Source organism: Neobacillus niacini (assembly GCF_023715785.1).
In the GTDB taxonomy this organism is placed as follows: Bacteria; Bacillota; Bacilli; order Bacillales; family Cytobacillaceae; genus Neobacillus; species Neobacillus niacini_E.
Window position 1 is genome coordinate 104679 of sequence record NZ_JAMBOX010000014.1, and the last position, 26559, is coordinate 131237.

Below are 26559 nucleotides of genomic sequence, written 5' to 3' on the forward strand. Positions count from 1 at the left end.
ACAAGTAATTTATATCATTAATTATACACCACTACCTATGAAAAAGGTATCCTTTTTTCAAAAAATATTCACGTCATAGTAAACAATAAATTGAATAGGTTCCACTTAATAAGACGTATAATTCTCAAAAAAGTTTCATAATATTTTTTGTTTTCTTCTTGTTTTTTACAAAGTCTTCACTTCGGTTAATAAAAAATTCGGTTGTCCAGCATTCTTTTTGTGGGTAATCAAAGGCTAATACAATTAAAAACTTCAAATATTTACTATCTAACCGGAACAATTTCAAATTACTGCATGGAATATTCTCATTTAAAAGACATTAAATGAAAACGCATTCATTGCAACGACAATGGTTAAAAGGTGCCTTAGTATTTTCCTCTTTCATTAAATGCAAATATCTTTTAAAATAGAGTGTAAGGGTTATTATTGAATGCAACGAATGGGGGGACAATCATGACTGCTTACATAATGGATTTTTTAATTGTTGCTCTGTTAGTCATTGGAATCACCGCATTAATGGGTCCAATTACAAACGGAATTGGCGAAAAGGTTTTTGGCGGAAAACGCCGAAGTGAATTTGTCGAGAAAAGCGCCAGATTCCAAACTGGCTGGAAACAAGTTGGCGGTAAGAGAAAGTAACAATTTGTCTAAAAAAGACGATCTCAATTGCAGAGATCGTCTTTTTTTATTTGACTTGAGCCTGATACTGCTTGAATTCTTTCTCAGAACAGAGAACAAAGTGGCCCGGTGTCACTTCACGGAATTCAACTGGTTCGTTGTCTTCATAATTATGGCTTGCTGGATCATAGGATTTCCGCTTTCTAGTCCGCTCACTGATTGGGTCCGGTACTGGAATCGCTGACAGCAAGGATTGGGTGTATGGGTGCAGTGGATTTCGGTAAAGTTCTTCTGATGTTGCTAATTCAACCATTCTGCCGAAATACATAACACCGATACGATCACTAATGTATTTAACCATGGACAAATCGTGGGCAATGAACAGATAGGTCAATTCTTTTTCATGCTGAAGCTTTTTCATCAGGTTTACAACCTGTGCCTGAATAGACACGTCCAGTGCAGAGATTGGCTCATCCGCAATAATAAACTCTGGCTGAACGGCTAAAGCACGGGCAATTCCAATCCGTTGCCGCTGACCACCAGAAAACTCGTGCGGATAGCGGTTTGCATGTTCACGATTTAAGCCGACAGTTTCTAGCAGGCTATAAACACGTTCCATCCGTTCTTGCCTTGATTTTGCCAGGCCATGGATGTCAATTCCCTCGGCAATAACATCGGCTATTTTCAATCGAGGGTTTAATGATGCGTAAGGATCTTGGAAAATCATTTGCATTTTTCGATTAAATTGTTTTAGTTCTTTCTTTGATTTCCTGCCGTGAACATTAACCCCATCATACAAGACTTCCCCGCCAGTAGCATCATATAAACGAATGATTGTCCGCCCTGTGGTTGATTTACCGCAGCCGGATTCACCGACAAGCCCCATTACTTCCCCTTTGTAAATATCAAAGGATACATTATCTACAGCCTTAACTTCATTCGGTTTACCTTCATTAAAATATTGCTTTAAATTTTTGATTTCGAGTAATTTTTTTCTTTCGGCCATCTATTTCGCCCCCTTTGCGCCAACAAACTGATTTTGACGTCTTTTAACTGCTTCAGGCGGTTCTACCTTTGGTGCATCCGGATGAAGCAACCATGTCGCAGCATAATGGGTATCAGAAACCTTAAAGAATGGCGGCTCCTGCTCCAAATCTATTTTCAATACAAATGGGTTCCTTGGTGCAAACGCGTCCCCCTTAGGAGGATCTAACAAATCAGGCGGTGTTCCCGGAATGGAATATAGCTCCTCATCATCTGTATCCATATCCGGCATTGAACTGATTAATCCCCAAGTGTATGGATGCTGTGGGTTATAAAATATTTCATCGGCTGTTCCGATTTCCACAATTTTCCCGCCGTACATAACGGCAACTCGGTCCGCCACATTAGCAACTACGCCTAGGTCATGGGTGATAAATATAATCGATGTATCAATTTTCTTTTGCAAATCCTTCATTAACTCAAGAATTTGCGCCTGGATGGTAACGTCGAGCGCAGTTGTCGGCTCATCAGCAATTAAGACCTTGGGATTGCAGGCTAATGCGATGGCAATAACAACCCTTTGTCTCATCCCGCCAGAAAATTGATGTGGATACTGATCAATGCGAATTTCCGGTTTAGGAATACCTACCAGCTTTAATAGCTCAATGGCTCTTTGTCTTGCAGCATGCTTGCTCATGTTTTGATGCTTAATCAGCGGCTCCATGATTTGGTTGCCGATTTTCATGGTTGGGTTCAATGACGTCATTGGATCTTGGAAAATCATTGAAATTTCCTTCCCACGGATTTTTTGCATCTGTTTATCACTTAATTTGGTCAGGTCTTTTCCTTCAAAAAGGATTTCCCCGCCTTTTATCTCGGAATTGTGTTCAGGAAGCAATCTCATAATCGATTTTGTCGTTACAGATTTCCCCGATCCTGACTCACCAACAATCGCTAACGTTTCCCCTTTAAGCAAATCAAAGCTGACACCCCTGATTGCCTTTACCTCACCTGCAAAGGTATGAAACGAAATATTTAAATCTTTTACTTGCAATATTTTCTCCACTACCATTCACCTGCCTTCTAATCACGCATTTTTGGATCTAACGCATCACGCAAACCGTCTGCTACAAGGTTGAAACATACCATGATTAATGCAATCATGATCGATGGAATAATCATTTGGTATGGGAATGCAATCATTGATTTAAAGCCATCGTCCACTAATGAACCTAAGGATGCATGTGGTTCTTGCAATCCTAATCCGATGAAGCTTAAGAATGCTTCGAAGAAGATAGCATTTGGAATCGAAAACATCGTATTGATGATTATGACACCAAACATATTTGGAATCATATGTTTAAAAACGATAGAACTATCAGATGCACCCAAAGTTTTTGCAGCCAAAACAAATTCTTGATTCTTGAATTTTAATACTTGAGCACGCACTACCCGCGCCATACTGGTCCAGCCGGTAATCGTTAACGCAATGACGATAGGAATAATCCCTGGTTTTAACACCATAATCATTAGTACAACAATAATTAGGTTCGGAATCCCTACGAGAATTTCAATTATCCGCTGCATAAAACTGTCGACCTTACCACCTAAATAACCTGATACTGCACCATATGTTACCCCGATAATCATGTCGATTAACGCCGCCAAGAACGCGATTAATAAGGAAATTTGCGTCCCTTTCCAAACACGTGCAAATAAGTCACGTCCCAAGCTGTCAGTACCAAACCAATAATAAGCATCTATTTTACGCACTTCATAGGCGTTATATTCAGTTCCATTCCGTCTCTCGAGAGTACCGTCAAACGGTAGCCAAGAGATATTTTCCAATCCTTGGATTCTTGGCGGCAGGTTATTATGCTTTGTATTTTGGTCACTGTATTCATACGGTGTAATCAAAGGACCAACAAAGGCCATAAGGATGACAACCGCTAGAATGATTAAGCTAATAACTGCACCTTTATTTTTTCGAACACGAAGCCAGGAATCCTGCCAAAAGTTTAAACTTGGTTTCGCAATTTTTTCGCTTTTTGACGGGTCAATATGGGCGGGAGCGAACATATCTTTGGAAATGATGGTTTCTTTGTTGATCATTTAGCTTTCCCCCCAGAAATACGAATACGTGGATCGATAACCCCGTATAGAATATCTACAACTAAGATAACAACCACAAATAATAGGGCAAACAAAAGATTTGTACCCATAATAACTGGATAATCGTTTGTTGAGATTGATTTTACAAATTGCTCCCCTAAACCAGGAACCGCAAATATTTTCTCAATAACCAATGAACCTGACATTAAGCTGATTGCCAATGGTCCCAAAACAGTAACAACCGGAATCAATGCATTTCTTAATGCATGCTTAATGCTAATTTGCCAAAAGCTTGCGCCCTTGGCTCTTGCCAATGTAATGTAATCTGAGCCTAATACCTCGATCATTTCAGTACGCATAAAACGTGCCGCAATGGAAAGCGGGAACATGGCCAGAGCGATGGTTGGAAGAACCGAATACTCAGGACCCCGCCATAACATAACTGGTAACCATCCTAATTTAACTGCTACATAGTATTGAAGCAGACCAGCAAAAATAAATGAAGGGATTGACTTCCCTACAACAGCCAGAAAAGTGGACGTGTAGTCAACCCAAGAATTTTGCTTTAATGCTGCGATTGCTCCCAAAAAGATCCCGATAATCGAACCAAAAATCATTGCCTGTACACCTAATATTGCAGAAGGACCAATACGTCTGGCAAGGAGTTCTGATACAGGGGTATTATTAAATTGGAATGAAACGCCCAAATCCCCTGTAGCCAAATTCTTCATATAGTTAAAATATTGAACAGGCACGGGGTCGTTTAGGTTGTATTTATCCAACAAAATATTCTGTTGGACTACTGAGAGTTTATGAAAGTTATTAAATGGGCTTCCTGGAATCAACTTCATGAGGAAAAATGTTAATGATGCAACAACAAATAATGTTATAAACATATAGATAAAACGCTGCAGTAAATATTTTGCCATGCCTACACCTCCTAATTCATATAATTTTCATCATTTTTCGACAATTCCCTAACAGGGAAAAAGAGAGTATATTCGAAAAATATACTCTCTTTTTTATTTGGTTAGTATAGCTTATTTTAAGATTTTAATCCACTGATAGCTATAGTCAGGTCCAAAGGCATGGTGTGCAAAGCCTTTGACATTAGGTTGAATTAACAGGTTAACTGAACGCTGATACATTGGAGCAAGTGCCACATCTTTTTCTAATAGAAGCTTTTCAGCATCCTGCAATGTTTTCCAACGCTTAGCTAAATCAGTATTCTCATTTGCAGATTGAATCATCTTGTCAAACTCAGGGTTGCTGTAAGCCATGTTGTTGTGGCTTCCGCCTGTCAACCAAAGATCCATGAAAGTCATAGGGTCAGCATAGTCTGGTCCCCAACCACCAAATAATAAATCATAGTCTTTATTATTTTCACGGTCAATACGGATTTTGAAAGGTACAGCGTTCATTTCAAGTGATAAACCTGGAAGAGTTTTTTCTAACTGATCTTTCACGAATGCGTCAGATAGTTTTGATGTTTCAGTATCGCCACCAACATAAACGAGTTTAACTTCTTTGACTCCTAGCTCTTGTAAACCTTTATCCCAAAGCTTCTTAGCTTCTTCTTTATTTGTCTTCAAGAATTCGTTTGATTTCTCACGGAAATCTTTTCCTTCATAGAAAGTGAATCCTTTTGGTACAACGAAGTTAGCAGGGATTGAGCCGTTAGCCAATACGTCATCGACTAAAGCTTGTTTGTCCACAGCAAGTGCGATTGCGCGACGGATATTTTCATTTTTAAGAGCTGGATTTGTCTGGTTCATTTTGATCCAGAAAATAGATGGCTCTTGGTAGCGTAATAATGCAGGATCGCCTTCATATTGAGAAAGGATTGCTGCTTGTGCAAGCTTAGGTGTGATATCTGCTTCACCAGCAGTAAATGCGTTAGCAGATGCTTGCGGATCCTTAGAAACGTTAAAGTTAATCTTTGTTAAAGTAACGTCTTTAGCATTCCAATAATTGTCGTTCTTTTCTAATACCCATTCAGTTGCAGTTGGGCCATCCCACTTGGTCATCTTGAAAGGACCATTTGAAATTAAGGTAGCTGCGCTAGAAGCGTATTTGTCACCTTGTGCTTCAACAAACTTTTGGTTTTGCGGGTAGAACAATGGGAATGTTAGATAAGATTCAATGAATGGAATTGGTCTTACTAACGTAATTTCCAATGTGTGATCGTCTTTTGCAACAATCCCTAAATCTTCAATCTTTGCTTCGCCTTTAACGATTTCAGAAGCGTTTTTGATTTTACCTTCCATGAAATATGGACCGTATGGAGAAGCAGTATCTGGGTTGATTGCACGCTGCCAAGCATAAACGAAGTCTTTTGCAGTTACAGGTGAACCATCAGCCCACTTAACATCTTTTTTCAATTTAATCGTTAAAACTGTCTTATCGTCATTGTATTCTGGAGCTGCTTCTGCAACACCTGGAATAACTTTTTGATCTGGATCCAAACGATATAAACCTTCTGTTGTAGCAGAGATCATGGTGAATCCGATAACGTCTTCAGCTAGTACGCTATCCATTGCAGGAATTTCAGAAGATTCAAGTATATTTAGTACCTGTTCATCTGCAAGTTGTTCTTTAGGGGCTTTTTCGCCGCCTTCTTTTTTGTCGGTGCCTTCGTTCTTATTTCCCCCGCTACACGCAGCAAGGAACATGCTAAGAACTAGTGTTAGAATTAACAGTAGTGAAAGTTTTGATTTCTTCACTAGTAGACCTCCCTTTTCTATTATTCTGAAAAATTACTACATTCCCTATTATACATATTTTTAAATTATTGTACATTACTTTTTAAAAATTAATTTACAGATTCGCTACAAATTTTACGTTTGAAGCGCAAATAACTATGCTATACTGTATTTTTATAAGGCCTTTTTTCAGGAAAAACCCTTATAAAATAAGGTTTATGGAGGTTAAACCGTGGACTCCCATTTTAAGAAAAGAGTTTTATTGGTTACACTTACACAAATAGCTATATTGGTTTTATCCTTCTTTTTTTACAAAAAAATTACTTTACTTAGTTATATCAATATATCTTTTTATATGACGGCAGCCTTATTACTTTTATCTCTTCTGATCTATACCATACAGAGTGGTTTTTATGATGCAATTGGAAAATCGTTTAATCTTGCCTTTTCCAAAGATAGGAAACGAAAATTCACCGAAATCCCATCCCTATCTGAAATGGTAACAATTGATAAAAGGCCGCTTTTTTTTCATGGGCTGGTAACCGGCTTGTTTATGTTGATTGCCCTTGTTGCTTATTATGTTTAACACACTTGAAAATAACTATGCAATTCCTTTATAATTAGATATAACTAAAATACAGTAATAAAGCAATGACGAAAGAGTAGTACGCATAATGCCGTTTACAGAGAGTTTGTGGCAGGTGGAAACAAACACGTGAATTATGCGGAATGGACTTCCCGAGCTTCTTTCTGAACCTTTTATTAGGATTGAAATCAGTAGGACTAGACGTTTTCTCTGCGTTAAAGGGAAACCATGCCGTCAATTTAACGGTTATGGTGCTTAAGTGACTCTTTTTGAGTAATTAGGGTGGTACCGCGAGCCATTCGTCCCTATTGTTGGGATGGGTGGCTTTTTTTTATTTATAGATACATTAGGAGGAATAAACATGAAGACTATTTTTTCAGGTATACAGCCAAGTGGAACGATTACGCTTGGTAATTATATCGGGGCAATGAAGCAGTTCGTGGAATTGCAGGATGAATATAATTGCTTTTTTTGTATCGTCGACCAGCATGCGATTACCGTCCCGCAGAACCCCGCCGTCTTGCGCAAAAACATTCGCAGCCTCGCTGCATTATACCTAGCAGTAGGGATTGATCCAGAAAAGGCAACTTTGTTTATCCAATCGGAAGTGCCGGCACATGCCCAAGCCGGATGGTTGATGCAATGCATTGCCTATATCGGAGAACTGGAGAGGATGACCCAATTCAAAGACAAGTCCGCCGGCAAAGAGGCTGTTAATGCAAGTTTGCTAACGTATCCGCCATTAATGGCTGCCGATATTTTGTTATATAATGCCGACCTTGTCCCGGTTGGCGAAGATCAAAAGCAGCATATGGAATTGACTCGGGACCTTGCAGAGCGATTTAACAGAAAATACCGCGATGTTTTGACAATCCCGGATGTCCGCATCCCGAAGGTAGGAGCACGGATTATGTCCCTTCAGGAGCCAACAAAAAAAATGAGCAAATCCGATCCAAATTCAAAGGCTTTTATCACTCCGCTTGATGATCCTAAACAAATGGAGAAAAAGATTAAAAGTGCGGTAACTGATTCAGAAGGTATTGTTAAATTTGACAGAGAAAATAAACCTGGCATATCCAACCTTTTATCGATTTATTCCATTTTGATCGGAAAATCGATTGCTGAATTGGAAGCAATGTATGAAGGAAAAGGCTATGGGGCATTTAAAGGAGATTTGGCAGAAGTGGTAGTCAATTTCTTTAAACCGATTCAGGAAAAATACTATAGCTTAATGGAGTCAACTGAACTGGATGATATTTTGGACCGCGGCGCCGAGAGAGCAAATAAAGTCGCAGGCGAAACACTTAGAAAAATGGAAGAAGCTATGGGACTAGGACGCGGCAGAAGATAGATAGCCAAAAAGCCTGATCCGCAAAAGGTATGTTGTTCACACCTTTTGGGGCCAGGCTTTTAATTTACTTTCGGGCCATGTTCCATTTCCCAAAGCTTTTCGAAAAATGGCTGCCCCTTTATTAAATTTTCACAAAATATTTCATGTTTTTTCGTCCACCCCAGTTTAATTTCCTCATAGAGCTGCTCCCAGGCCTCTGCAAAATTCAATTCCTGAATGACCGAATATCGTTCAGGACACCATTCGGTGAACCAGTAACGAATTTCAGCCTCATTGTTTGAGGCAAACAATTGATCAAGCGCCATAAATAAAAGCTGTTTTAATTGCCTCTCTTTACGAGTAAGCCCCGTCATTAACATTGGCTCAGGCGATAGAATATGGAAGTCCTTCGTATTGGAAGTTCCGGTAAATTTATATTTTGTCGGTTCATGGGTACCAATCATCTCGTAAACAAGCTGCTCCTGTCTAGGAATTAATCTGCTTTTGCGAATCGGGATATTATAGCCAATTGAATCAACAGCCATTATACCAATACCGTCGGTTACGACAAAACAATAGTCAAGCTGAATTCTTTCATGGTTTTTTCTCAGGTACGCTTTTTGATATATATCATCCAGAAGCTGTTGAGGCAGTTCAGATAGGTCATTCTCTATGTAGTTAAATAGAATCGGCTCGACCTTTAAAAGCGGTACCTGATCCAATAACTCGACACCATCATCCTTGCGCCATTCATGAAAATGGCAAACGTTATAACCGTTTTCTTCCCCTTCAAACCAATTAACCCAAACATCATGAAGATATAACATTATATCTACCCCTCACTTCAAGTAACTGTTTGTCAATCAGTATGGGCAGTCATAAGTTAAATTATTCCTTAATATATATTTTGCTCCAATCCAAGCAAAATGAAAACTCGCCGACTGGAGAGTCCGTTAGGACGAAGACAGAGGCGTAGTTGAATTTATGCGTTCAGAATTTATGGATATAAATTCTGATTAGCAAAAAAAATCTACCATGTTTGGATGGTAGATTTTATCTCCTTGATTTTGGATTGAAAGCGTCTTTCAGACCTTCACCGATAAAGTTGATTGATAGGATGGTGATGGTGATGATTAATGCGGGCGGCACCCAAATCCATAGTTTAAATTGAAGGACATCCGGCTCAACCGCCGAATTTAACATATTGCCCCAGCTTGGAATTTCCTGCGGCACACCAAAGCCAAGGAAACTTAAGCCTGTCTCGGCCACGATCATTGTCGCAAAGGTAATTGTTGCTTGAACAATAATAGTTGACAGAATATTTGGCAGCAAATGTTTTATAATAACCTTGGCTGGTGAGCAGCCAATTGATATCGCCGCGGTAATATACTCATTTTCTTTTTCTGCAAGAACCTTACTGCGGACAATCCTGGCAATTCCTCCCCAGCTTAGGACACTGATGGTCATAATTAATACCCATAACCCATTTACTTTGCCAAATAAAATGGCATTTAATACAATAACAAAGACTAAGAATGGAAAGTTAAGGATGAAATCCGTAAATCTCATCAACAGCCCGTCGACCGTACCGCCAAAATAACCGGCAATAGATCCAATTAATGTTCCAAGGAAAATGACAAATAACGTACAACTAATCCCTACTAAAAGCGAAATTCTTCCTCCATATAGTAACCGAGTAAATACATCACGGCCCGATTTATCTGTTCCGAGCCAATGATCCCCGGAGGGAGTTAATGACATTTGCCCGATATTTACCTTAGTTACATCCGCTGTAGTAATATACGGGGCGAGTATCGAAATAATGGCCACAAATAATAAAAATATAAGGCTGGTCAAAGCCAATTTATTCTTTAAGAATTTTTTTCTAGCAATCGTCCACGGCGATGAACTTTTCCTCGAGGGGTGAGTTGTGACATTTGAATTCTTTTGAGTAGTAACCTCCATTATAACTCCCCCTAATCTAATCGAATTCTCGGATCCACAACACCATATAAAATATCAGCAACAAGATTACCGACCAGTGTTAAGAATGAGAATAACATTGTCAATGTCATTAAAACTGGATAATCCCTTGTCCCAACAGATTGGAGGAATAGTTGTCCAAGACCAGGATAAGTAAAAATAGTCTCGGTTATAATTGCACCACTGATAATGGCAACCAGGTCAAATCCTAAAAAGGTAATAAGCGGAATAATTGAATTTCTTAATATGTGTACATTATAAATTTTTCTTTCTGGTGTCCCTTTGGCACGGGCCGTACGGACAAAATCCTTCCGACTGTTTTCGATAATGTCATTTCGTAAGAATTGTGTGTAACTTGCGGTACTTAATAAGCCAAGTACTAATGCTGGCAGGAGAACATGGTGAAGACGGCTTAACCAATATTCAAATGTTCCATCGGTCAGCCCAATACCTACTGATCCATTGGATGGAAACCAGCCCAATGTAAATGAAAACAGGAAAATAGCAAAAACACCAGCGATAAAGGACGGTATTGATAATCCCAAATAGTTGAGACCGCCGATTAGATTATCACCGAAAGTATACGGTTTTCGTCCGGCATAAGAACCCATGATAAACGCCAGGATATAGGTGAAAACAATGGATGTTAACCCAAGTAATAATGTATTGGGAAGTCTTTCACCAACCACTGCCGAAACTTCAAGTTTAAAGCGGGTTGACTTTCCAAAATCCCCTTGGACAAAATTCCCGATCCAGCGTAAATATTGCTGTGGCAGCGGGTCATTATATCCTAGTTTTTCGCGCATTTCTGCAATATATTGAGGATTCGTGTTAGTTGGATCGATTTCACCAGAAAGTGAATCACCCGGCATAAGTTTTGCAAGGGTAAAGACGACAATAGAAATCAGAAACAACATTGGAATCATGCCTAAAATTCTTCGAAGTGAATATTTCAGCATATACATTCTCCTCGTCTATAAACGATGTTAAACACAATGAGGCATGTAACCTAATTGATTTAAATCGGAGGGGCAAGGAAGGTATGCTGTCTCCTTCCCCTCCGATTAACAGTTAGATACGAATTAACTAATTGGTAACATTTAACATAGTCTACTGCATGTTAGTCTGCTGTAATTATTGTTTAATCCACCATTCATTAGGACGATTTTTGCCGGAAACATCAAATTTAGTGCCTTGTACACGTTTGCTGACTGCCATTGTTTCGTCAATCTCAGCAATTGGAAGTCCAGGAAGGTCTTCCATGAATAGTTTTTGCCATTGTACATAAAGGTCTTTACGTTTATTGTTGTCGGTTCCAACCACATCGATATCCAGGGCCTGATCTAATAATTTATCACTTTCTTCATTAACCCAGCGCGGATGGTTCCAAAGTGTTTTAGAACTCCATAGTCCTGTTGGGTCTGGGTCAGTACCAGTTGACCAGCCTGCGAAATATACTTCCATTGACTTGTCAGCTTTGTCTAGCAAATCGTAGTAAAGATTTGCATCAGTCATCGCAAGCTTTGTCTTCAGTCCAACTTCTTCCCAATATTGGCATAATGCTTTAGCACGAGCTTCAAACGTTGGGTTTTGTGTTGCATAGTGAGAGAAGTTTACAACGAATTCCTTGCCGTTTGGATCTTCACGGAATCCATCGCCGTTTACATCCTTATATCCAGCCTCATCTAATAATTGTTTTGCTTTCTTAGGATCATATTTGTATTGAGGCATTTCTTTATTGTCTGCTGCAATCCAGTGGTTAGATGGAACCGGACGGTTAACCGGTTTACCTACACCAAAGAAGAACGCTTTTACCCATTCTTCACGGTTGATTGCATAATACATCGCTTCGCGAAGCTTCTTGTTTTGATATTTTGGTTCGTTCATGACGTTTTTCTCGCCGTCCCAAGTACCTAAACGGAAACCTACATAGTAATAGCTTAGTCCTGGATATGTGATCGCATTTACATTATCAAGTGCCTTTACCTGTTCGATAATGCTTGGGTGGAATGAAGTCATATCAAGGGTACCGTTCTTTAGTTCACCAACAGAAAGTGATGGATCAATTACTTTTACGACAATTTTATCAATATGTGGTTTACCGCCGAAATAGTCATTGAAACGTTCCATTTCAACAGATTCACCAGGAACAATTTTTGTTACTTTATAAGGTCCTAGACCTACCGGTTTGGAGCGAACTTGTTCAGAAGAAAGCATGTCTTTTACAGCAATGCCTTCAAATTCTTTGCGGGATAATGGATAGGTCCACACATTATCCAAGTTGTTAACGCGTGCTTTATCAAACGTGATTTGAATATGGTAATCGTCGATTACTTTGACCCCTTCGATTTTATCTGTTTTTCCATCATGGTAGTCTTGAGCACCCAAGATGGTTCTAACGTTTTCGAAACGGGAACCTTCATAGTCTTTATCAGCAATGGTGTATATGGCGAATTCCCAGTCTTTCACAGACAATTCTTCACCATTATGCCATTTAACACCTTTTTTAATTTCGAAATCGAATACCTTATTGTCTTCTGTTTTCCAAGAAGCAATATGTGGGACAGCCTTTAAGTGTTCATCATAATCAATTAAATTCTCATCAAAAAGGTCAAGGACTTCAAAATCAACAGTATCTTCGTAGAATGTCCAGTTAAATAATCCTTTTGGCTGTGAATCAAGAGCATATACTAGTGTACCGCCATCTTGGGGCTTACCCGCCGTTTCACCAGACTTACCATTATTTTCTTCCTTCTTTGTGCCGGCTTTTTCACCGCCGCCCGAGCATGCTGCTAAAAATACTGAAAGAACGAGCATTAACGCTGCAAGCCAGAGCATACTTCTCTTCTTCATTTGATTCCCCCCTATGAGTTTTTTGAAAAAAATTTTTAATAAAGGTGGCAAGCTACTCGATGAGTTGGCTTCACCTCCTTTAATACCGGCTTGGATTTCGAACATTCTTCCATTGCCATCGGACAGCGCGGATGGAATGAGCATCCTGATGGAGGGTTAATTGGACTTGGAACATCGCCTTTTAAAATGATTCGTTCCTTCTTTTGCCGCGGGTCCGGGTTTGGAATTGCCGATATTAATGCCTGGGTATATGGATGCAGAGGCTCGGCGTAAAGACTATCTTTTCCGCCTATCTCTACCAGATTACCTAAATACATAACTCCAATTCGATCACTCATATGTTTAACTACACTTAAGTCATGTGCAATAAACAAAAAAGTCAAATCAAATTCCTCTTGCAGGTCTTTTAAGAGGTTTAAAACCTGTGATTGAACGGACACGTCCAATGCAGACACCGGTTCATCAGCAATGATCAGTTTTGGTCTTAACGCCAGGGCGCGGGCAATCCCTATTCGCTGGCGCTGGCCCCCGGAAAATTCATGGGCGTATTTGTAATAGGCATCCGGTGGCAGACCGACCTTCTCCAATAAATCCATAACTTCCTTTTTCAGCTCATCCTTACTTTTTTTTGAAAAGTTATAGATGGGCTCCTCAATAATATTCCCAACCATTTGCATCGGATTTAAGGAAGCGTAGGGATCCTGAAAGACCATTTGCATATCCTTTCGAATTTCCCGTAAGTTCTTTCCTTGAAGTCTCGTAATATCTTTATTATCAAAGAGAATTTTTCCTTCGGTTGGTTTTAACAGCCTAAGGATAGTTCGGCCAGCTGTAGATTTGCCGCAGCCTGATTCTCCTACAAGGCCCATGATTTCCCCTTTTTTGATCTCGAAGGATATATTATCAACAGCTTTCACATGACCGACCGTCCGTTTGAAAAAACCACCTTTGACAGGATAATAGGTTTTTAGATTCTGAATTTCCAACAAATTTTCAGCTAGTGAAGAATGATTATCTTTCTTGTTATCTACAGAAACGGTACTCATTACCTCTCCCCTTCTCTCGGCTTGCTAGTTTCATAGAGTAGGCAGGCAACCTCGTGGCCATCGGCAGCTTCCGCAAGCAGCGGCGTGACGTTGAAGCATTCCGACATCACTTTAGGACAGCGGTGGGCAAATCTGCAGCCGACCTGAGGCATATTGGTCAATGATGGTACGATACCTTGAATGGTGCTGAGTCTTTCTTCCTCCTGATCTATTTTTGGAATTGCCCCCAAAAGTAGTATTGTATATGGATGCTTAGGATTATAGAACAATGAATCCACATCTGTTTGTTCAACAATCTTTCCAGCATACATCACGATAACCTCGTCGCACATTTCCGCAACGACACCCAAATCATGGGTAATCAAAATAATTGCCATATCGTTTACTTCTTGAATTTCCTTCAATAGTTCCAGGATTTGCGCCTGAACGGTCACATCAAGAGCAGTGGTTGGTTCGTCTGCAATTAGCAGCTTTGGCTGACAGGCGATGGCAATCGCAATCATGACCCGCTGCCGCATACCGCCGGATAATTGATGCGGATATTCGTCGACAATTTTTTCAGGTCTGGAAATGCCAACGCTCTTAAGCAGCGCGATCGCTTTTTGTCTAGCTTCCTGTTTGGATATTATCATGTGGTTAAATAAAACTTCCTGAATCTGGTAACCAATCGTAAAGACCGGATTTAATGAGGTCATCGGCTCCTGGAAAATCATAGAAACATCCTTGCCGCGCATTTTATTAATTTGTGATTCTGACATTTTTTCAAGATTCAGACCATCAAAGATAATTTCACCGGATTTAACCATCCCAATCCCTTTTGGAAGCAATTGCATGATGGACAGGCTCATCACGGACTTGCCACATCCCGATTCCCCCACAACTCCGACAATCTGTCTCGGTCTTATCTTAAACGACACATTATCTACAGCATTATAAAAAGTCCCATTAATATCGAAGGCTGTCTCTAAATTTTTCACTTCAAGCAGCGGTGCCTCTTGAAGCAATGTTTTTTTTGCACTCATAGTACACCTTCCTACTTTTGATTTATTCTTTTAATTCCTTATATTCAAATAGGACAGATTTATTACAATTAAATAATTCTTTTACAGATTATTAATTAAGTTAATAGACAATAAAAAAAGCCTGAATTAATAGGCTTTTTAAAGTTATAATGCATATTTATTTCACAAATTTAGTTGCTGGAATTGCAAAAGATCGTTCTGTAGAATAACGATGCTTCTCGTAAAATTTTTCAATAATATTATATCCGGCGGAATATCCCAGCAGCTCGGGGTACCTCCCTCCCCCATATAAAAGTTCATCGTGTATCCTTTCATTCTTCTTTTTTGCCAAATGCGGCTTTAAGAACCGCTCCCAAAAAATCTCGTGCTCTCTTTCTGAATACATATTGCACCAATTGGCTAAATAATTCGCTCCGCAATGCTTTAAAACTGCATATTCAGCCAGACCCTCAATAATAATCGAGTCCAATAGACTGTAATCCTCCATTTTCTTATTCAGGGCCCGCAATCTGCAAACATGGTGGTATTCATGGACAAGAAGCGCCTCGACTTCTTTCGGGTCATCATAGTGGGAAAGAAACAAGAACATTTTGTCCGGATAGGATACGCCCGCTTTCCTGCGTTCCTCTTTCCTGGTAAAAAGCCCTGCTTTTCGTTCCATTGGAAAAAGAAATACAGGAATGTCAGGACCGGACCATTTATGTTTATATTTATGAAATAATTGCTCTACCCGCTTCCAGACATCACCTTCAAGCATCTTATCCAAGTATTTTTTTGCCTGCCAAGACGGTCTGTACATTCCAAACTTTGATAGTTCTTGATATATATCAACTTCTTTTCGGCTCTTAAAATATGGCCTCAGCTTTTTACAGATATTCAAAGGCAGATCAAAGTTCTTCTCCATCCATTGGTCGGTTTGAATGACACCCATTCCTCCACCCCATTCAACTGTAATATCTAGTTTACAGTTTATGAAGGTTTTCTAAGGATGTTCTTACTCAAAAAAGGACCGGCGGGTGCCTGGTCCTTTACTTTGTTCATTATTGATATTTTTTAAACACGATTGTGGCATTGTGACCGCCAAAGCCTAATGAGTTGCTCATGACCGCTTGGATTTCCTTCGGACGTGCTGCGTTCGCGACATAATCCAAATCGCACTCAGGATCCGGAGTTTCATAATTTATTGTCGGCGGAAGCATACTTTCTTTCATAGCCAGCAGGCTAAAAATTGCTTCGACGCCGCCAGCTGCACCGAGCAGGTGCCCAGTCATTGATTTTGTCGAGCTCATCGCCAATTTATAAGCATGGTCGCCAAAAACTTCTTTGACAGCAAGTGTTTCGAACTTATCGTTATATTCTGTGCTGGTGCCGTGTGCGTTAATATAATCAATATCCTCCGGCTTAAGTCCGGCATCGTTAAGCGCCATTTTCATCGCCCTGGCACCGCCCTCTCCTCCTGGTGCAGGAGCGGTGATATGATAGGCATCGCCGGTAGCGCCGTAGCCAACAATTTCCGCATATATCTTTGCACCGCGGGCCAACGCGTGCTCCAACTCTTCCAAAATAACAATGCCTGCACCCTCGCCTATGACAAAGCCGTCACGATTTTTATCGAACGGCCTGCTGGCTGTCTGCGGGTCCGGATTAGTCGAAAGCGCCGTGTTGGCGCAGAAGCCTGCTACCGCCATTTTGGTAATCGGAGCCTCTGTTCCACCGGTTACCATTACATCGGCATCACCGCGCTGAATTACTTTAAAGGCATCACCAATGGAATTGGTTCCTGTTGCACAAGCTGTAACCGTACAGGAATTAAAACCTCTTGCTCCTAGCATAATCGAAACTTGTCCAGTGGCCATATCAGGGATCATCATTGGTACAAAGAATGGGCTGACCCGGCGGTAACCGCGTTTTTGAAATACCTCAAATTGCTGTTCAAAGGTTTCCATGCCGCCAATTCCAGAACCAATCCAAACACCGACACGATGGGAATTTTCTTCATTAATAGTTAAATCGGCATCTTTAACGGCCATTAGTGCACTTGCCACAGCATATTGTGTAAATCTGTCCATCTTCCGGACATCTTTTTTATCGATAAACAGCTCCGGATTGAAATCCTTGACTTCAGCTGCAACCTTGGCTGAGTATTCATCCGGATTTAATCTTGTCATTGGACCGACTCCAGACTTTCCTTCCAATATAGCTTTCCAAGTGGTTTCAACATCGTTACCAAGTGGTGTAACCGCTCCAACGCCTGTTACGACAACCCTGCGATTTTCCATTTGATCATCTCCTTTTTCACTTTGGTATTCCTATCAAATTTCATCTTAAATATTTACTTTGAAAATACAACAGCAATCCCGATGAACGTGTCTATTTGCCCCAGCGGATGGCAATCGCACCCCATGTCAGGCCGCCGCCGAACCCAACCATCACTATTAAATCATCATCCTTGATTTTTCCGGCTTCGAGTTCTTCAACAATGGAAATCGGAATCGAGGCTGCCGAGGTATTGCCATATTTATCAACGGTTTTCGACATTTTTTCAACAGGCAGTTCCAATCTTTGTCTAGATGCTTCCATGATACGGATATTGGCTTGATGCGGAATGAGAAAATCAACGTCCTCTTTTTTTAATCCAGCCTTTTCAAGAACATGAATACAGCTCTCGCCCATTTGTCTGACAGCAAATTTAAAAACCTCGCGCCCATTCATTACGATATATTCTTCCTGATACAGGTGTTTTCCTCCAGATCCATCAGCGCCAAGTTCAAATGACAGAATCCCACGATTCTCTGATACAGGGCCAATGACCGCTGCACCAGCTCCATCACCAAATAAAACTGCCGTATTCCGGTCATTCCAATCGGTAATTTTTGAAAGTTTTTCAACGCCTACTACCAAAACATGCTTATACACACTTGTCTCGATAAATTGCTTCGCTGTAACAATCCCATACATAAATCCGGCACAAGCCGCAGATATGTCCATTGCGGCAGCCTTTTTGGCTCCGAGACGCTCTTGAATCTTGCAGGCCATAGATGGAAAGGGTGTATCCGGGGTGACTGTTGCAACCAAAATTAAGTCAATGTCCTCCGGTTTAATTCCAGCATCCGAAATGGCTTTCTCCGCGGCCCAAAAGGCCATGTCCGACGTATTAACATCATCGCCGGCGATTCTGCGCTGTTCAATTCCAGTCCGGGTTCTAATCCATTCATCGGAGGTATCCATCATTTTTTCCAAATCAAAGTTAGTCACTATCTTCTCAGGTAAATACCTGCCTATTCCGATGATCCCTGCTCTCATTTTTCCATCTCCTTTGGATTTATGAAAAATTTATCCTAATAGTTAATATCAATTATTATGACTTGGTACTAATTTTAACAGATAAAACTTCTTTTTCGCAACCATTTCCTGCTTTGGTAAAAAAACAAGCTGCCAAAATACAGTAGGCAGCCTAGTTTTTTCGTATGTATCTCCCCCGAAAACCCAGCATTATTCGGGCAGCTTTCCTGTTTCTTTATATAACTTAACATGCTTATCCATCTTCCCAATAAACTCTTTACTTACCGATGGGCTATACTTCCCCAACGAAATGACATCATCTTGAAAGTCATAGGATTGGTTGCCGGATTTCAAATTCCCGCTATTAAATTCGTTTGCAATTTTCTCATATAGCAAATCAACTTCCTGAATGGTACTTGTCAACACCGTAGACTCACCTAGATCTGACTGGTCGGAAACATAACCAATCACAAATAAACCCTGCTCCTTTACTTTTTCAATAACAGGAACATTAAAACCGTCGCCAGCAGGATAGACAACATCTACTCCATTTGCCATCATTCTGTCAACAAGCTGGATCGCTTTGTTTTTATCATCCCAATTTCCAACATACTGGATATCTACATAGGTATCATTATTTTCTGCCAAGGCCCCCTGATAAAAACCTTCAATTTCCGGCTGCCACTCGTATGCCGCCAATACCCCCACTTTCTTATTATTGGACATATGCGCAGCTACCATTCCGCCAAAAAAGCCCATCGCATGCGCTTTAAAATTTAGGCTGGTCGTATTGTCGTTCTTTGCGTCTCCATTAAAACTGACAAAGTGGATATCAGGATAATCACGGGAAATTTCATTGAAATATACAGCATATTCTGACCCATGGCCAAAAATGAGATTAACCCCTTTTTGCGCAAATTCCTTCACGGCGTGATTTACTGCCCTCTCAGAATTCATGCCTTCTTTATAAAAAACCTCTACATCAAATTTGGATTGGATTTTTATCAATCCATTAAAGCCTTTCGACCCCCAAACTTGGTCATTGACTGTTTCAGGCACTAATAAGCCAACCTTCTCCAGTTTCCCTTGCGGCTTTTTCTCAACACAAGCTGCAAGCATGAATACACAAATAAAAATCATTCCGAATCGGCGAAGCATTTCTTGCAACTCCTTCGTACCGCGGCCCTTACATCAGGTGATGCTTCTATAGTGTTCTAATATTAACTTTGCGGCTGTTAGATAAAATTGTTTTTATTTATTCTAACAATTGAAGAAAAAAATGAAAAGGATATTCCCCCCATCCAAATCGGGGATATGCGGAGATTAGCTTTGATTTTGATAAAACAACCTTGTATGCCCTATTTGCTGAGAAAACGAATCGGCAAGCGCCGTGACTTTTTTTACAGGAGTTCTGACAATGTGCCTATTCATTTGGTGAGGTTTGCCTGCTTGTTCAATATGATTTTGTCCAATATTGAGATAGTCCGCGCACATTCGCCAATAATTGTCCTGGCCGCTTTCCAATAAATACTCCCCAGGATTTCCAGTTTCCATAAGCTCGATCATCGTTTCTATCGCATCATCAACAAACAGGGCATCCCCCCGCCATTCCCTTTCTGCTCCGGAAAGTTTGCCCTTTTGCATGGTGGACATAATTGCCTGCTGAAACAGAAATACCGAAGGCTGCCAAGGTCCATAAATAGTTGGCAAATAAACCTTCTGTACAGGTACGGATTTCTGCTTTACCTGTCTAATAAGCCGGTGCACAGGCGATTTTTTTTCATGATCCATAAGCTGCATCGGCAAAATCACCATGATGTCTAGTTCGGCTTTACTTTTATTGATATATTCTCGGAGTGTCCCGATTACATAATCATTTAATAGAGTCCGGTCATGGTTAAGCATGTAAAAATCATACACGGGTAAAATTAATGTTTGCTTTGAAGCGGATATACCCGCTTCACTTATTAATTTTTCTAACGATGCTTCAATAAAATTGGCGTTTCGGCCTACTTCTAGTCTTTTCTCCTCATGGAATGAAATTTGCTCCATATCTCCAATCGAGACACCATATACTTCGATTCCGCGATTAAGCAGGGTTTTACATAAATGGAAACTGACAAAGTTAAAAACGCCCAATATCGTGGCCTTGTCCATTCGTTCTTCCACCTCCAACTTCCTTACTGAATCCTATGCAGTTCAATAAGGAAATATTTCTTTCGTGGAGGAGGAAGAGTTTAAAGGATTGATTCATGGTTTTTATAAAAACTTACGCACATTTTCCCAATTTGTTGTTTCTTTTCCGGAAGAATGATCGTCGGCTGCAAATTGGCAGTTCCAATCAGTTTGTGGTATTGCTTCGATTGATTGTATAAGCGGCCTCCTGACAGGACGTGAATGATCTTTATCGGGCAGCCATCATCAAGTTTAATGACATCTTCCATGCCGGTGATACTTTTCTCCAACTCTTGCTGATCCATCTGGTAGGCAGCTATTAATTCCCTAATTAACTTCTTATAAAAGAATTTATGTTCCCTCTCTTGATCTAGATGATGTTTCAGGGAAAGAATCGGATTAAGGAGAACGACTGACCTAATATGATCCTTCATTTTATCCATCAATCGAAGTGCTGCCAAGGCTCCCATCCCTTCAGCCAAAATATGAATCTTGTGATTAATGATTTCATTGCGAATAATATAATGGTATAACCTTTGCGCCAGCTCCACAGCATTCTCACTTCCCCAGTGTCGCCCATAAAGATTTGAGGAAAAAATGGTGTACCCACTTTCTTTTAAATCTTTAATAATCGTTTGTTTCCCCTCATTTTGTGTCCAAAAGCACTTACCTTCGTCCACATAATGCCGTTCATCTCCGATTACCAAGATCCCAAATCCGGTAGGCTGCTCCGGGTAATAAATAATATTCCATTGGGTATCCATTTGAAAACTGCGACTTTCCATTGGTATATCTCCTTTTACATATTTCCTCATGATATTGTATGTCATTTCACAAAAGCAGTATGGGGCTTCGCCTATTTATGGGAAATTGGTTGAAAGAAAACGTTTCATTATTATTTCTTCATGTGGTAATATTAAGATGGATGTTATATAGGCAGGTGAAAAAATAGTGCGATACTTTTGGACATTTTTCTGGACTTTTCTTTTAGTACAAATGCTTACATATGTTGTCAGTTCCATGTCGGGTGTTGGATTTGATTTTAAAGCGGGGGCTTTCGTATCTGTGATTGTCACAATTTTAATTTTCGTTGCATCTGCTGTCATTCCAAATGAACCGGCAAGCAAACACTAAGTTCTTTTAGAAAAGGTCTTCCATGCTAAGTTGGAAGACCTTTATTTTTACGGGATAACCCTCATTTGTCAATGGTTAAATCTACTTCTCCATTATTGACAATAATTTCTGCACTCGATCCCTCGTGCAATTTTCCGGCGATGATAACCCTGGCCAGTTTTGTTTCGATATTTCTCTGAATATACCGCTTCAACGGCCGCGCCCCATAGACAGGATCAAAACCGTTAATGGCAATGAATTCTTTTGCTTCATCCGTGATGGATATTTCTATTTGCTGATCTTTTAATCTTCCCTGAAGCTCCTTAAGAAGTTTGACAACAATATTCTTGATGTCGCCTAATGACAACGGTTTAAACAAAATTGTTTCATCGATTCGATTGAGGAATTCCGGACGGAAATGAGCCTTTAGCTGGCTTTGTACCTTTTCCCTAGCTGCCTCTGAAATCCCTTCCTCATCTTCTGCACGGTCGAGGAGAAACTGGGAGCCGATATTGGATGTCATAATGATTACGGTGTTTTTAAAGTCGACCACCCTCCCCTGCGAATCGGTTATCCGGCCATCGTCAAGGGCCTGCAGCAAGATATTAAATACCTCAGGGTGTGCTTTTTCAATTTCATCCATTAAAATGACAGAGTATGGCCGCCTTCTTACGGCTTCAGTCAATTGCCCGCCTTCTTCATAGCCCACGTATCCAGGAGGTGCGCCGATTAGCCGGGAGACCGCATGCTTTTCCATATATTCGGACATGTCGATGCGAATAATATGCTCCTCACTGTCGAATAACGCTTCGGCCAGAGCCTTTGCCAGCTCCGTTTTACCGACCCCCGTGGGTCCCAAAAATAAAAACGAGCCAATCGGTCTGTTTGGGTCTTTTATTCCCGCCCTGGCGCGAAGAACCGCATCTGTTACTAGATTAACGGCTTCATTTTGCCCAATGACCCGTTCTTGAAGGATTGATTCCAGTCTCAGAAGTTTTTCCCGTTCGCCTTCGACGAGTTTCGCCAGCGGGATGCCAGTCCACCTTGAAATAATATTCGATATTTCCTCTCCGGTTACCTCTTCACGAAGCAAACGATTTTCAGATTCTGTTTTCGTTTCAAGTTCCAGCAATTCTTTTTCTGCTTGTGGAATCATCCCATGCCTAAGCTCGGCAGCCCGGTTTAGGTCATATTTATCCTCCGCTTGCTGCAGCTCGCGTCTGAGCTTCTCTATTTGCTCACGTTTTTCCTGCAATTTTTGAATCGTTTCTTTTTCCCCAAGCCATTTTGCCTTCATGCTACCCGCTTGTTCCTTTAAGTCCGCTAATTCCTTTCGCAGCGCTTCAAGCCGATGTTTACTGATTTCATCCTGTTCTTTGCTTAACGCTGCTTCCTCAATTTCCAATTGCATGACTCTTCGGGTCACTTCATCAAGCTCTGTCGGCATTGAATCAATTTCCGTCCGGATCATCGCACATGCTTCATCGACTAAATCAATTGCTTTGTCAGGCAGGAATCGGTCGGAAATATAGCGGTCCGACAAAGTGGCAGCGACAACCAAGGCGTGGTCGTGAATTTTTACCCCGTGGTGGACTTCAAATCGTTCCTTTAAGCCCCGCAAAATTGAGATAGTGTCCTCGACATCGGGTTCCTGGACCAACACCTGTTGAAATCGTCTCTCGAGGGCGGGATCCTTTTCGATATATTTTCGATGTTCATCGAGCGTGGTTGCCCCAATGCAATGGAGTTCCCCCCTGGCAAGCATCGGCTTTAACATATTGCCGGCATCCATGGCGCCATCGGTTCTTCCTGCACCGACGATTGTATGGATTTCATCGATAAACAACAGTATTTGTCCTTCACTTTTCTTGATTTCATTTAAAACAGCTTTCAGTCTCTCCTCAAATTCTCCTCTGAATTTGGCGCCGGCAATCAGTGCACTCATATCAAGGGAAAAAATAGTCTTATCCTTTAGTCCTTCGGGAACATCTTTTCGAACAATTCGCTGGGCTAGACCTTCGACAATGGCTGTTTTCCCTACACCCGGTTCACCGATCAATACAGGGTTGTTTTTTGTTTTTCTGGACAGAATCCTGATGACATTGCGGATTTCCGTATCTCGTCCGATCACCGGGTCCATTTTCCCTGCTTTTACTTCCGCAACCAAATCCCGTCCGTATTTCTTTAACGCTTCGTAACCTGCTTCAGGATTTTGTGAAGTCACTCTTTGATTCCCCCTAATTTCCTTAATTGCTTTTAAAATTACCTCAGCGTCCCGGCCGATTGTACCCAGAATCCCTTTGATTTCCGAGTCATTCGCATTTACTGCCGCCATAAGAACATGTTCAACCGAGAGATATTCATCTCCAAGCTTCTCGGCAAAGTCCTCCGCACTAACGAGCAGTCGTTGCAGTTTAGCGGTAATATACAGTTTCCCCTGTTCAACACCACTGCCAATAACCTGCGGCTTCCGGGCCAACGCCTGATTTAAGGCTTGTTCCATTTTTTCAGATGATATGCCAGCCCGTTCAAAAATGGTCGAAATCAAACTGTCATCCTGATTCAATAACGCCAAAAACAAGTGAGGTTCGTCTATTTCTTGATGATTATTTTTTACGGCCAGATTTTGGGCCTCCATTACCCCTTTCTGCAGCCTTTCAGTCATTCTGTTCAAGTCCATTTTCCCATCTCCTTTTTGACCTAATTTGACCTTTTTCTTTTATTATAAATGAATTCTTCTTTAAAAGTAAAATTTAGAAAGAGCCATCCGATGATCGGATGACTCTTTCGGTATTCCCTATTATGGCTTGCGCTGGTAAGTCCAAATTCGCTCATCGTTAGAGGTCTCGGGAAATCTGTCTCCCGCTCTCAGCCTTATTTTTTTAGGATTGATCACATTGCTTCCAGTATCCCCTACTTCAATATAGACACCATTATTAGGGGCTTTTTGACCAGATCGAAATTGACGATTTTGACCCATGCTTTTCCCTCCTTAACGTTACTTTTTTATTATTTCCGTTTGAGTTCCCACGATTATAGGAATTTCTTTCATAAATCAACAGCATTAGACAATATTTCCTAAGAAATATAAAATGATGCTATACAACTTTTGACGATTGTATGAACTTATTCTTCAGATATTGCTAAATATTCTTCGTTAACAATATAATTATAGTAGAATCTTGTAAAAATCTTACATTGACTGCCACTAAGAAAATTTCTGATATCCAAGCCAGGGGGTTACCCCATTTAAAGGTGGTTATTTTATGCAATTAGTTAAAGATATGCCAGTACAGTTGACCCATCTGTTTCAAACGATACATTATTACAAAAAGATGGAAAAGGGTTCCTTTTTATTTCAGGAAGGTGCCCCTGCAGAAGAGTTGTATGTCGTTCAAAGCGGTGTTCTGCAAATAAGTAAAATTATCCCTGATGGCCGGGAGCTTACTTTAAGAATGTGCTCTGCTGGTGATCTTGTTGGTGAACTACAATTATTTTCCCCAACATCCAAGTATTCATTAAGTGCACGAGTCGTTGAGAGCGGTGAAGTTGCTGTTATAAGAAGGGAGTATCTTGAAGAAAAACTTTCGCAGGATTTGCCGCTATCCTTTGAATTTTTAAAATGGATGAGCCAGCAATATCGGAAAACACAAACCCGATTTCGCGACCTTGTTTTACATGGAAAAAAAGGGGCTCTATATTCAACCTTAATTCGAATTAGCAATAGCTACGGAAATAAAACGAGTAGAGGAATTATGATAGATTTGCCGCTGACCAATCAAGAATTGGCCAATTTTTGCGGCACCTCAAGGGAAGTCGTCAATCGGCTCCTAAGCGATCTTAGAAAGACGGGTATCATCTCGATTAATAAAGGCACGATTACCATTCATGATCTTGATTATTTAAAAGGGGAGATTGAGTGCGAGGATTGTCCAATTGAAATTTGCACGGTTGATTAACGTAAAAAAATCGGTCCTTTTAAAAAGGGCCGATTTTTTTGTTATTAAAGGTAAAGAATTTGGACTGTCATTATTACAAAGAAAATTGCTGAGTTCACTATTTCATAAATGCCGATTTGTTTAGGGGTCAATTTTTTTCCATAAAACACAATTGCCCGTATTAGACTTGGGATATATGCAAGTGCTGCAACCCAAAAGCCAAATACCAGCCAAGCACCTACCAAAATGATGTGGAAAAGCCATGAAATCCATTTAAACTGAATATTCTTCCTTTCCCTGATCATGGTTTTTACATAAAAAGTGCATCCGGCAAAAAACAGCATCGAACCGAAAAATGTAAATAAAATCGTACTGGAAGTTAGTGTGCCTCCGCCAAAATAACTGCTTGCCAACCCGGCAATCGAGAATGCGCAAATGGCGCTGATATCATTCATAAACGCACGATCGCGATTAATTGAAGTATAATAAGCATTTATCACAAAAAACGGGAGCATCAACAGCCCGAAGTATACCATTGATGGTCTTTCAATTAACGGGATTAAAAGCAAGGCTAAAGCAGGTACGAGATATATCAACGTCCATTTAGTATAAAAAGAAACCTTTTTCCTTTTAAAAATCAACAGCATCGGATAGGTCGCCAAATACAATAATAACCAGCCAACGAAAAATGGGATATGCTGCCACATAAATCCTCCATTTATTACCCCCAGCCAAAAAGGGATGATTAACATTGCCCACGCACCATGCTGTTTTGGTAAAAAAAGCTTCATCATATTTCACTCCTTTTTCCTAAT

Annotated in this window: 25 protein-coding genes and 1 other annotated feature; of the genes, 5 read left to right on the forward strand and 20 right to left on the reverse strand. The window is 40.5% G+C overall.

The window, feature by feature from the left end:
• Positions 1-453 precede the first annotated feature (453 nt).
• Positions 454-639: a hypothetical protein gene (locus M3234_RS21660; RefSeq protein WP_066317383.1), complete on the forward strand. Its 186-nt coding sequence runs from the start codon at positions 454-456 to the stop codon at positions 637-639.
• 46 nt (positions 640-685) lie between these two features.
• Here M3234_RS21660 and M3234_RS21665 read toward each other — a convergent pair whose 3' ends face one another.
• From M3234_RS21665 to M3234_RS21685, 5 genes are all read right to left on the reverse strand, one after another.
• Positions 686-1624 carry an ABC transporter ATP-binding protein gene (locus M3234_RS21665; protein WP_262306699.1) on the reverse strand — a complete coding sequence of 313 codons (939 nt, stop codon included), beginning with the start codon at positions 1622-1624 and terminating at the stop codon, positions 686-688.
• Positions 1625-2668, reverse strand: a complete 1044-nt coding sequence (locus tag M3234_RS21670; RefSeq protein ID WP_262306734.1) for an ABC transporter ATP-binding protein — start codon at positions 2666-2668, stop codon at positions 1625-1627.
• A 17-nt stretch (positions 2669-2685) separates the two neighbouring features.
• Positions 2686-3714 (reverse strand): oligopeptide ABC transporter permease, encoded by a 1029-nt coding sequence (gene opp3C / locus M3234_RS21675; RefSeq protein WP_262306700.1) that lies wholly within the window; start codon positions 3712-3714, stop codon positions 2686-2688.
• Complete coding sequence (opp3b, locus tag M3234_RS21680) at positions 3711-4643, reverse strand: oligopeptide ABC transporter permease (RefSeq protein WP_262306701.1); 933 nt, start codon at positions 4641-4643, stop codon at positions 3711-3713. Before opp3b ends, opp3C begins: the two co-directional genes overlap by 4 nt.
• A gap of 111 nt (positions 4644-4754) precedes the next feature.
• Positions 4755-6437 carry a peptide ABC transporter substrate-binding protein gene (locus M3234_RS21685; protein ID WP_262306702.1) on the reverse strand — a complete coding sequence of 561 codons (1683 nt, stop codon included), beginning with the start codon at positions 6435-6437 and terminating at the stop codon, positions 4755-4757.
• 211 nt (positions 6438-6648) lie between these two features.
• On the opposite strand from M3234_RS21685, the gene M3234_RS29755 reads away from it, so the two are divergent.
• A complete protein-coding gene (locus M3234_RS29755; protein WP_396953977.1) occupies positions 6649-7002 on the forward strand; it encodes a DUF3899 domain-containing protein in 354 nt (117 codons plus the stop codon).
• A 56-nt stretch (positions 7003-7058) separates the two neighbouring features.
• Positions 7059-7312 (forward strand) — a binding site (T-box leader).
• Between the two features lie 51 nt (positions 7313-7363).
• The gene (gene trpS, locus M3234_RS21690) at positions 7364-8353 is read left to right on the forward strand and encodes a tryptophan--tRNA ligase (RefSeq protein ID WP_262306703.1); all 990 of its coding nucleotides are present in this window, start codon (positions 7364-7366) and stop codon (positions 8351-8353) included.
• Positions 8354-8412: 59 nt separating this feature from the next.
• On the opposite strand, the gene M3234_RS21695 is transcribed toward trpS, so the two are convergent.
• The 12 genes from M3234_RS21695 to M3234_RS21750 form a co-directional block, all read right to left on the reverse strand.
• Positions 8413-9159 carry a YjbA family protein gene (locus M3234_RS21695; RefSeq protein WP_262306704.1) on the reverse strand — a complete coding sequence of 249 codons (747 nt, stop codon included), beginning with the start codon at positions 9157-9159 and terminating at the stop codon, positions 8413-8415.
• 226 nt (positions 9160-9385) lie between these two features.
• The gene (gene opp4C, locus M3234_RS21700; RefSeq protein WP_262306705.1) at positions 9386-10297 is read right to left on the reverse strand and encodes an oligopeptide ABC transporter permease; all 912 of its coding nucleotides are present in this window, start codon (positions 10295-10297) and stop codon (positions 9386-9388) included.
• An 11-nt stretch (positions 10298-10308) separates the two neighbouring features.
• Positions 10309-11274: an oligopeptide ABC transporter permease gene (gene opp4B, locus M3234_RS21705; protein ID WP_262306706.1), complete on the reverse strand. Its 966-nt coding sequence runs from the start codon at positions 11272-11274 to the stop codon at positions 10309-10311.
• A gap of 175 nt (positions 11275-11449) precedes the next feature.
• Entirely contained in the window at positions 11450-13168 is a 1719-nt protein-coding gene (gene opp4A / locus M3234_RS21710) for an oligopeptide ABC transporter substrate-binding protein (protein ID WP_262306707.1), read from the reverse strand.
• 35 nt (positions 13169-13203) lie between these two features.
• Complete coding sequence (locus M3234_RS21715) at positions 13204-14214, reverse strand: ABC transporter ATP-binding protein (protein WP_262306708.1); 1011 nt, start codon at positions 14212-14214, stop codon at positions 13204-13206.
• On the reverse strand, positions 14214-15236 hold the full coding sequence (locus M3234_RS21720; RefSeq protein WP_262306709.1) for an ABC transporter ATP-binding protein: 1023 nt from the start codon (positions 15234-15236) through the stop codon (positions 14214-14216). The genes M3234_RS21715 and M3234_RS21720 overlap by 1 nt, the downstream gene beginning before the upstream one ends.
• A 157-nt stretch (positions 15237-15393) precedes the next feature.
• Positions 15394-16167: a DUF2268 domain-containing putative Zn-dependent protease gene (locus M3234_RS21725; RefSeq protein WP_262306710.1), complete on the reverse strand. Its 774-nt coding sequence runs from the start codon at positions 16165-16167 to the stop codon at positions 15394-15396.
• 109 nt (positions 16168-16276) lie between these two features.
• The gene (fabF, locus tag M3234_RS21730) at positions 16277-17515 is read right to left on the reverse strand and encodes a beta-ketoacyl-ACP synthase II (RefSeq protein ID WP_262306711.1); all 1239 of its coding nucleotides are present in this window, start codon (positions 17513-17515) and stop codon (positions 16277-16279) included.
• A 91-nt stretch (positions 17516-17606) separates the two neighbouring features.
• Positions 17607-18539 carry a beta-ketoacyl-ACP synthase III gene (locus M3234_RS21735; protein ID WP_066317299.1) on the reverse strand — a complete coding sequence of 311 codons (933 nt, stop codon included), beginning with the start codon at positions 18537-18539 and terminating at the stop codon, positions 17607-17609.
• Between the two features lie 189 nt (positions 18540-18728).
• Entirely contained in the window at positions 18729-19676 is a 948-nt protein-coding gene (locus M3234_RS21740) for a BMP family ABC transporter substrate-binding protein (protein ID WP_262306712.1), read from the reverse strand.
• A gap of 165 nt (positions 19677-19841) precedes the next feature.
• On the reverse strand, positions 19842-20675 hold the full coding sequence (locus M3234_RS21745) for a hypothetical protein (protein ID WP_262306713.1): 834 nt from the start codon (positions 20673-20675) through the stop codon (positions 19842-19844).
• A gap of 80 nt (positions 20676-20755) precedes the next feature.
• Positions 20756-21478 (reverse strand): alpha/beta fold hydrolase, encoded by a 723-nt coding sequence (locus M3234_RS21750; protein WP_262306714.1) that lies wholly within the window; start codon positions 21476-21478, stop codon positions 20756-20758.
• Between the two features lie 166 nt (positions 21479-21644).
• On the opposite strand from M3234_RS21750, the gene M3234_RS21755 reads away from it, so the two are divergent.
• Complete coding sequence (locus tag M3234_RS21755) at positions 21645-21827, forward strand: YjzD family protein (RefSeq protein ID WP_066317275.1); 183 nt, start codon at positions 21645-21647, stop codon at positions 21825-21827.
• Between the two features lie 61 nt (positions 21828-21888).
• On the opposite strand, the gene clpB is transcribed toward M3234_RS21755, so the two are convergent.
• Both clpB and M3234_RS21765 read right to left on the reverse strand, forming a co-directional pair.
• The gene (gene clpB / locus M3234_RS21760) at positions 21889-24486 is read right to left on the reverse strand and encodes an ATP-dependent chaperone ClpB (RefSeq protein WP_262306715.1); all 2598 of its coding nucleotides are present in this window, start codon (positions 24484-24486) and stop codon (positions 21889-21891) included.
• Between the two features lie 120 nt (positions 24487-24606).
• Positions 24607-24786: a YjzC family protein gene (locus M3234_RS21765; protein ID WP_066317270.1), complete on the reverse strand. Its 180-nt coding sequence runs from the start codon at positions 24784-24786 to the stop codon at positions 24607-24609.
• Positions 24787-25090: 304 nt separating this feature from the next.
• Here M3234_RS21765 and M3234_RS21770 point away from each other — a divergent pair, with 304 nt between their 5' ends.
• Complete coding sequence (locus M3234_RS21770) at positions 25091-25765, forward strand: Crp/Fnr family transcriptional regulator (RefSeq protein WP_262306735.1); 675 nt, start codon at positions 25091-25093, stop codon at positions 25763-25765.
• Positions 25766-25809: 44 nt separating this feature from the next.
• On the opposite strand, the gene M3234_RS21775 is transcribed toward M3234_RS21770, so the two are convergent.
• A complete protein-coding gene (locus tag M3234_RS21775) occupies positions 25810-26535 on the reverse strand; it encodes a YwiC-like family protein (RefSeq protein ID WP_262306736.1) in 726 nt (241 codons plus the stop codon).
• Positions 26536-26559: the final 24 nt, after the last annotated feature.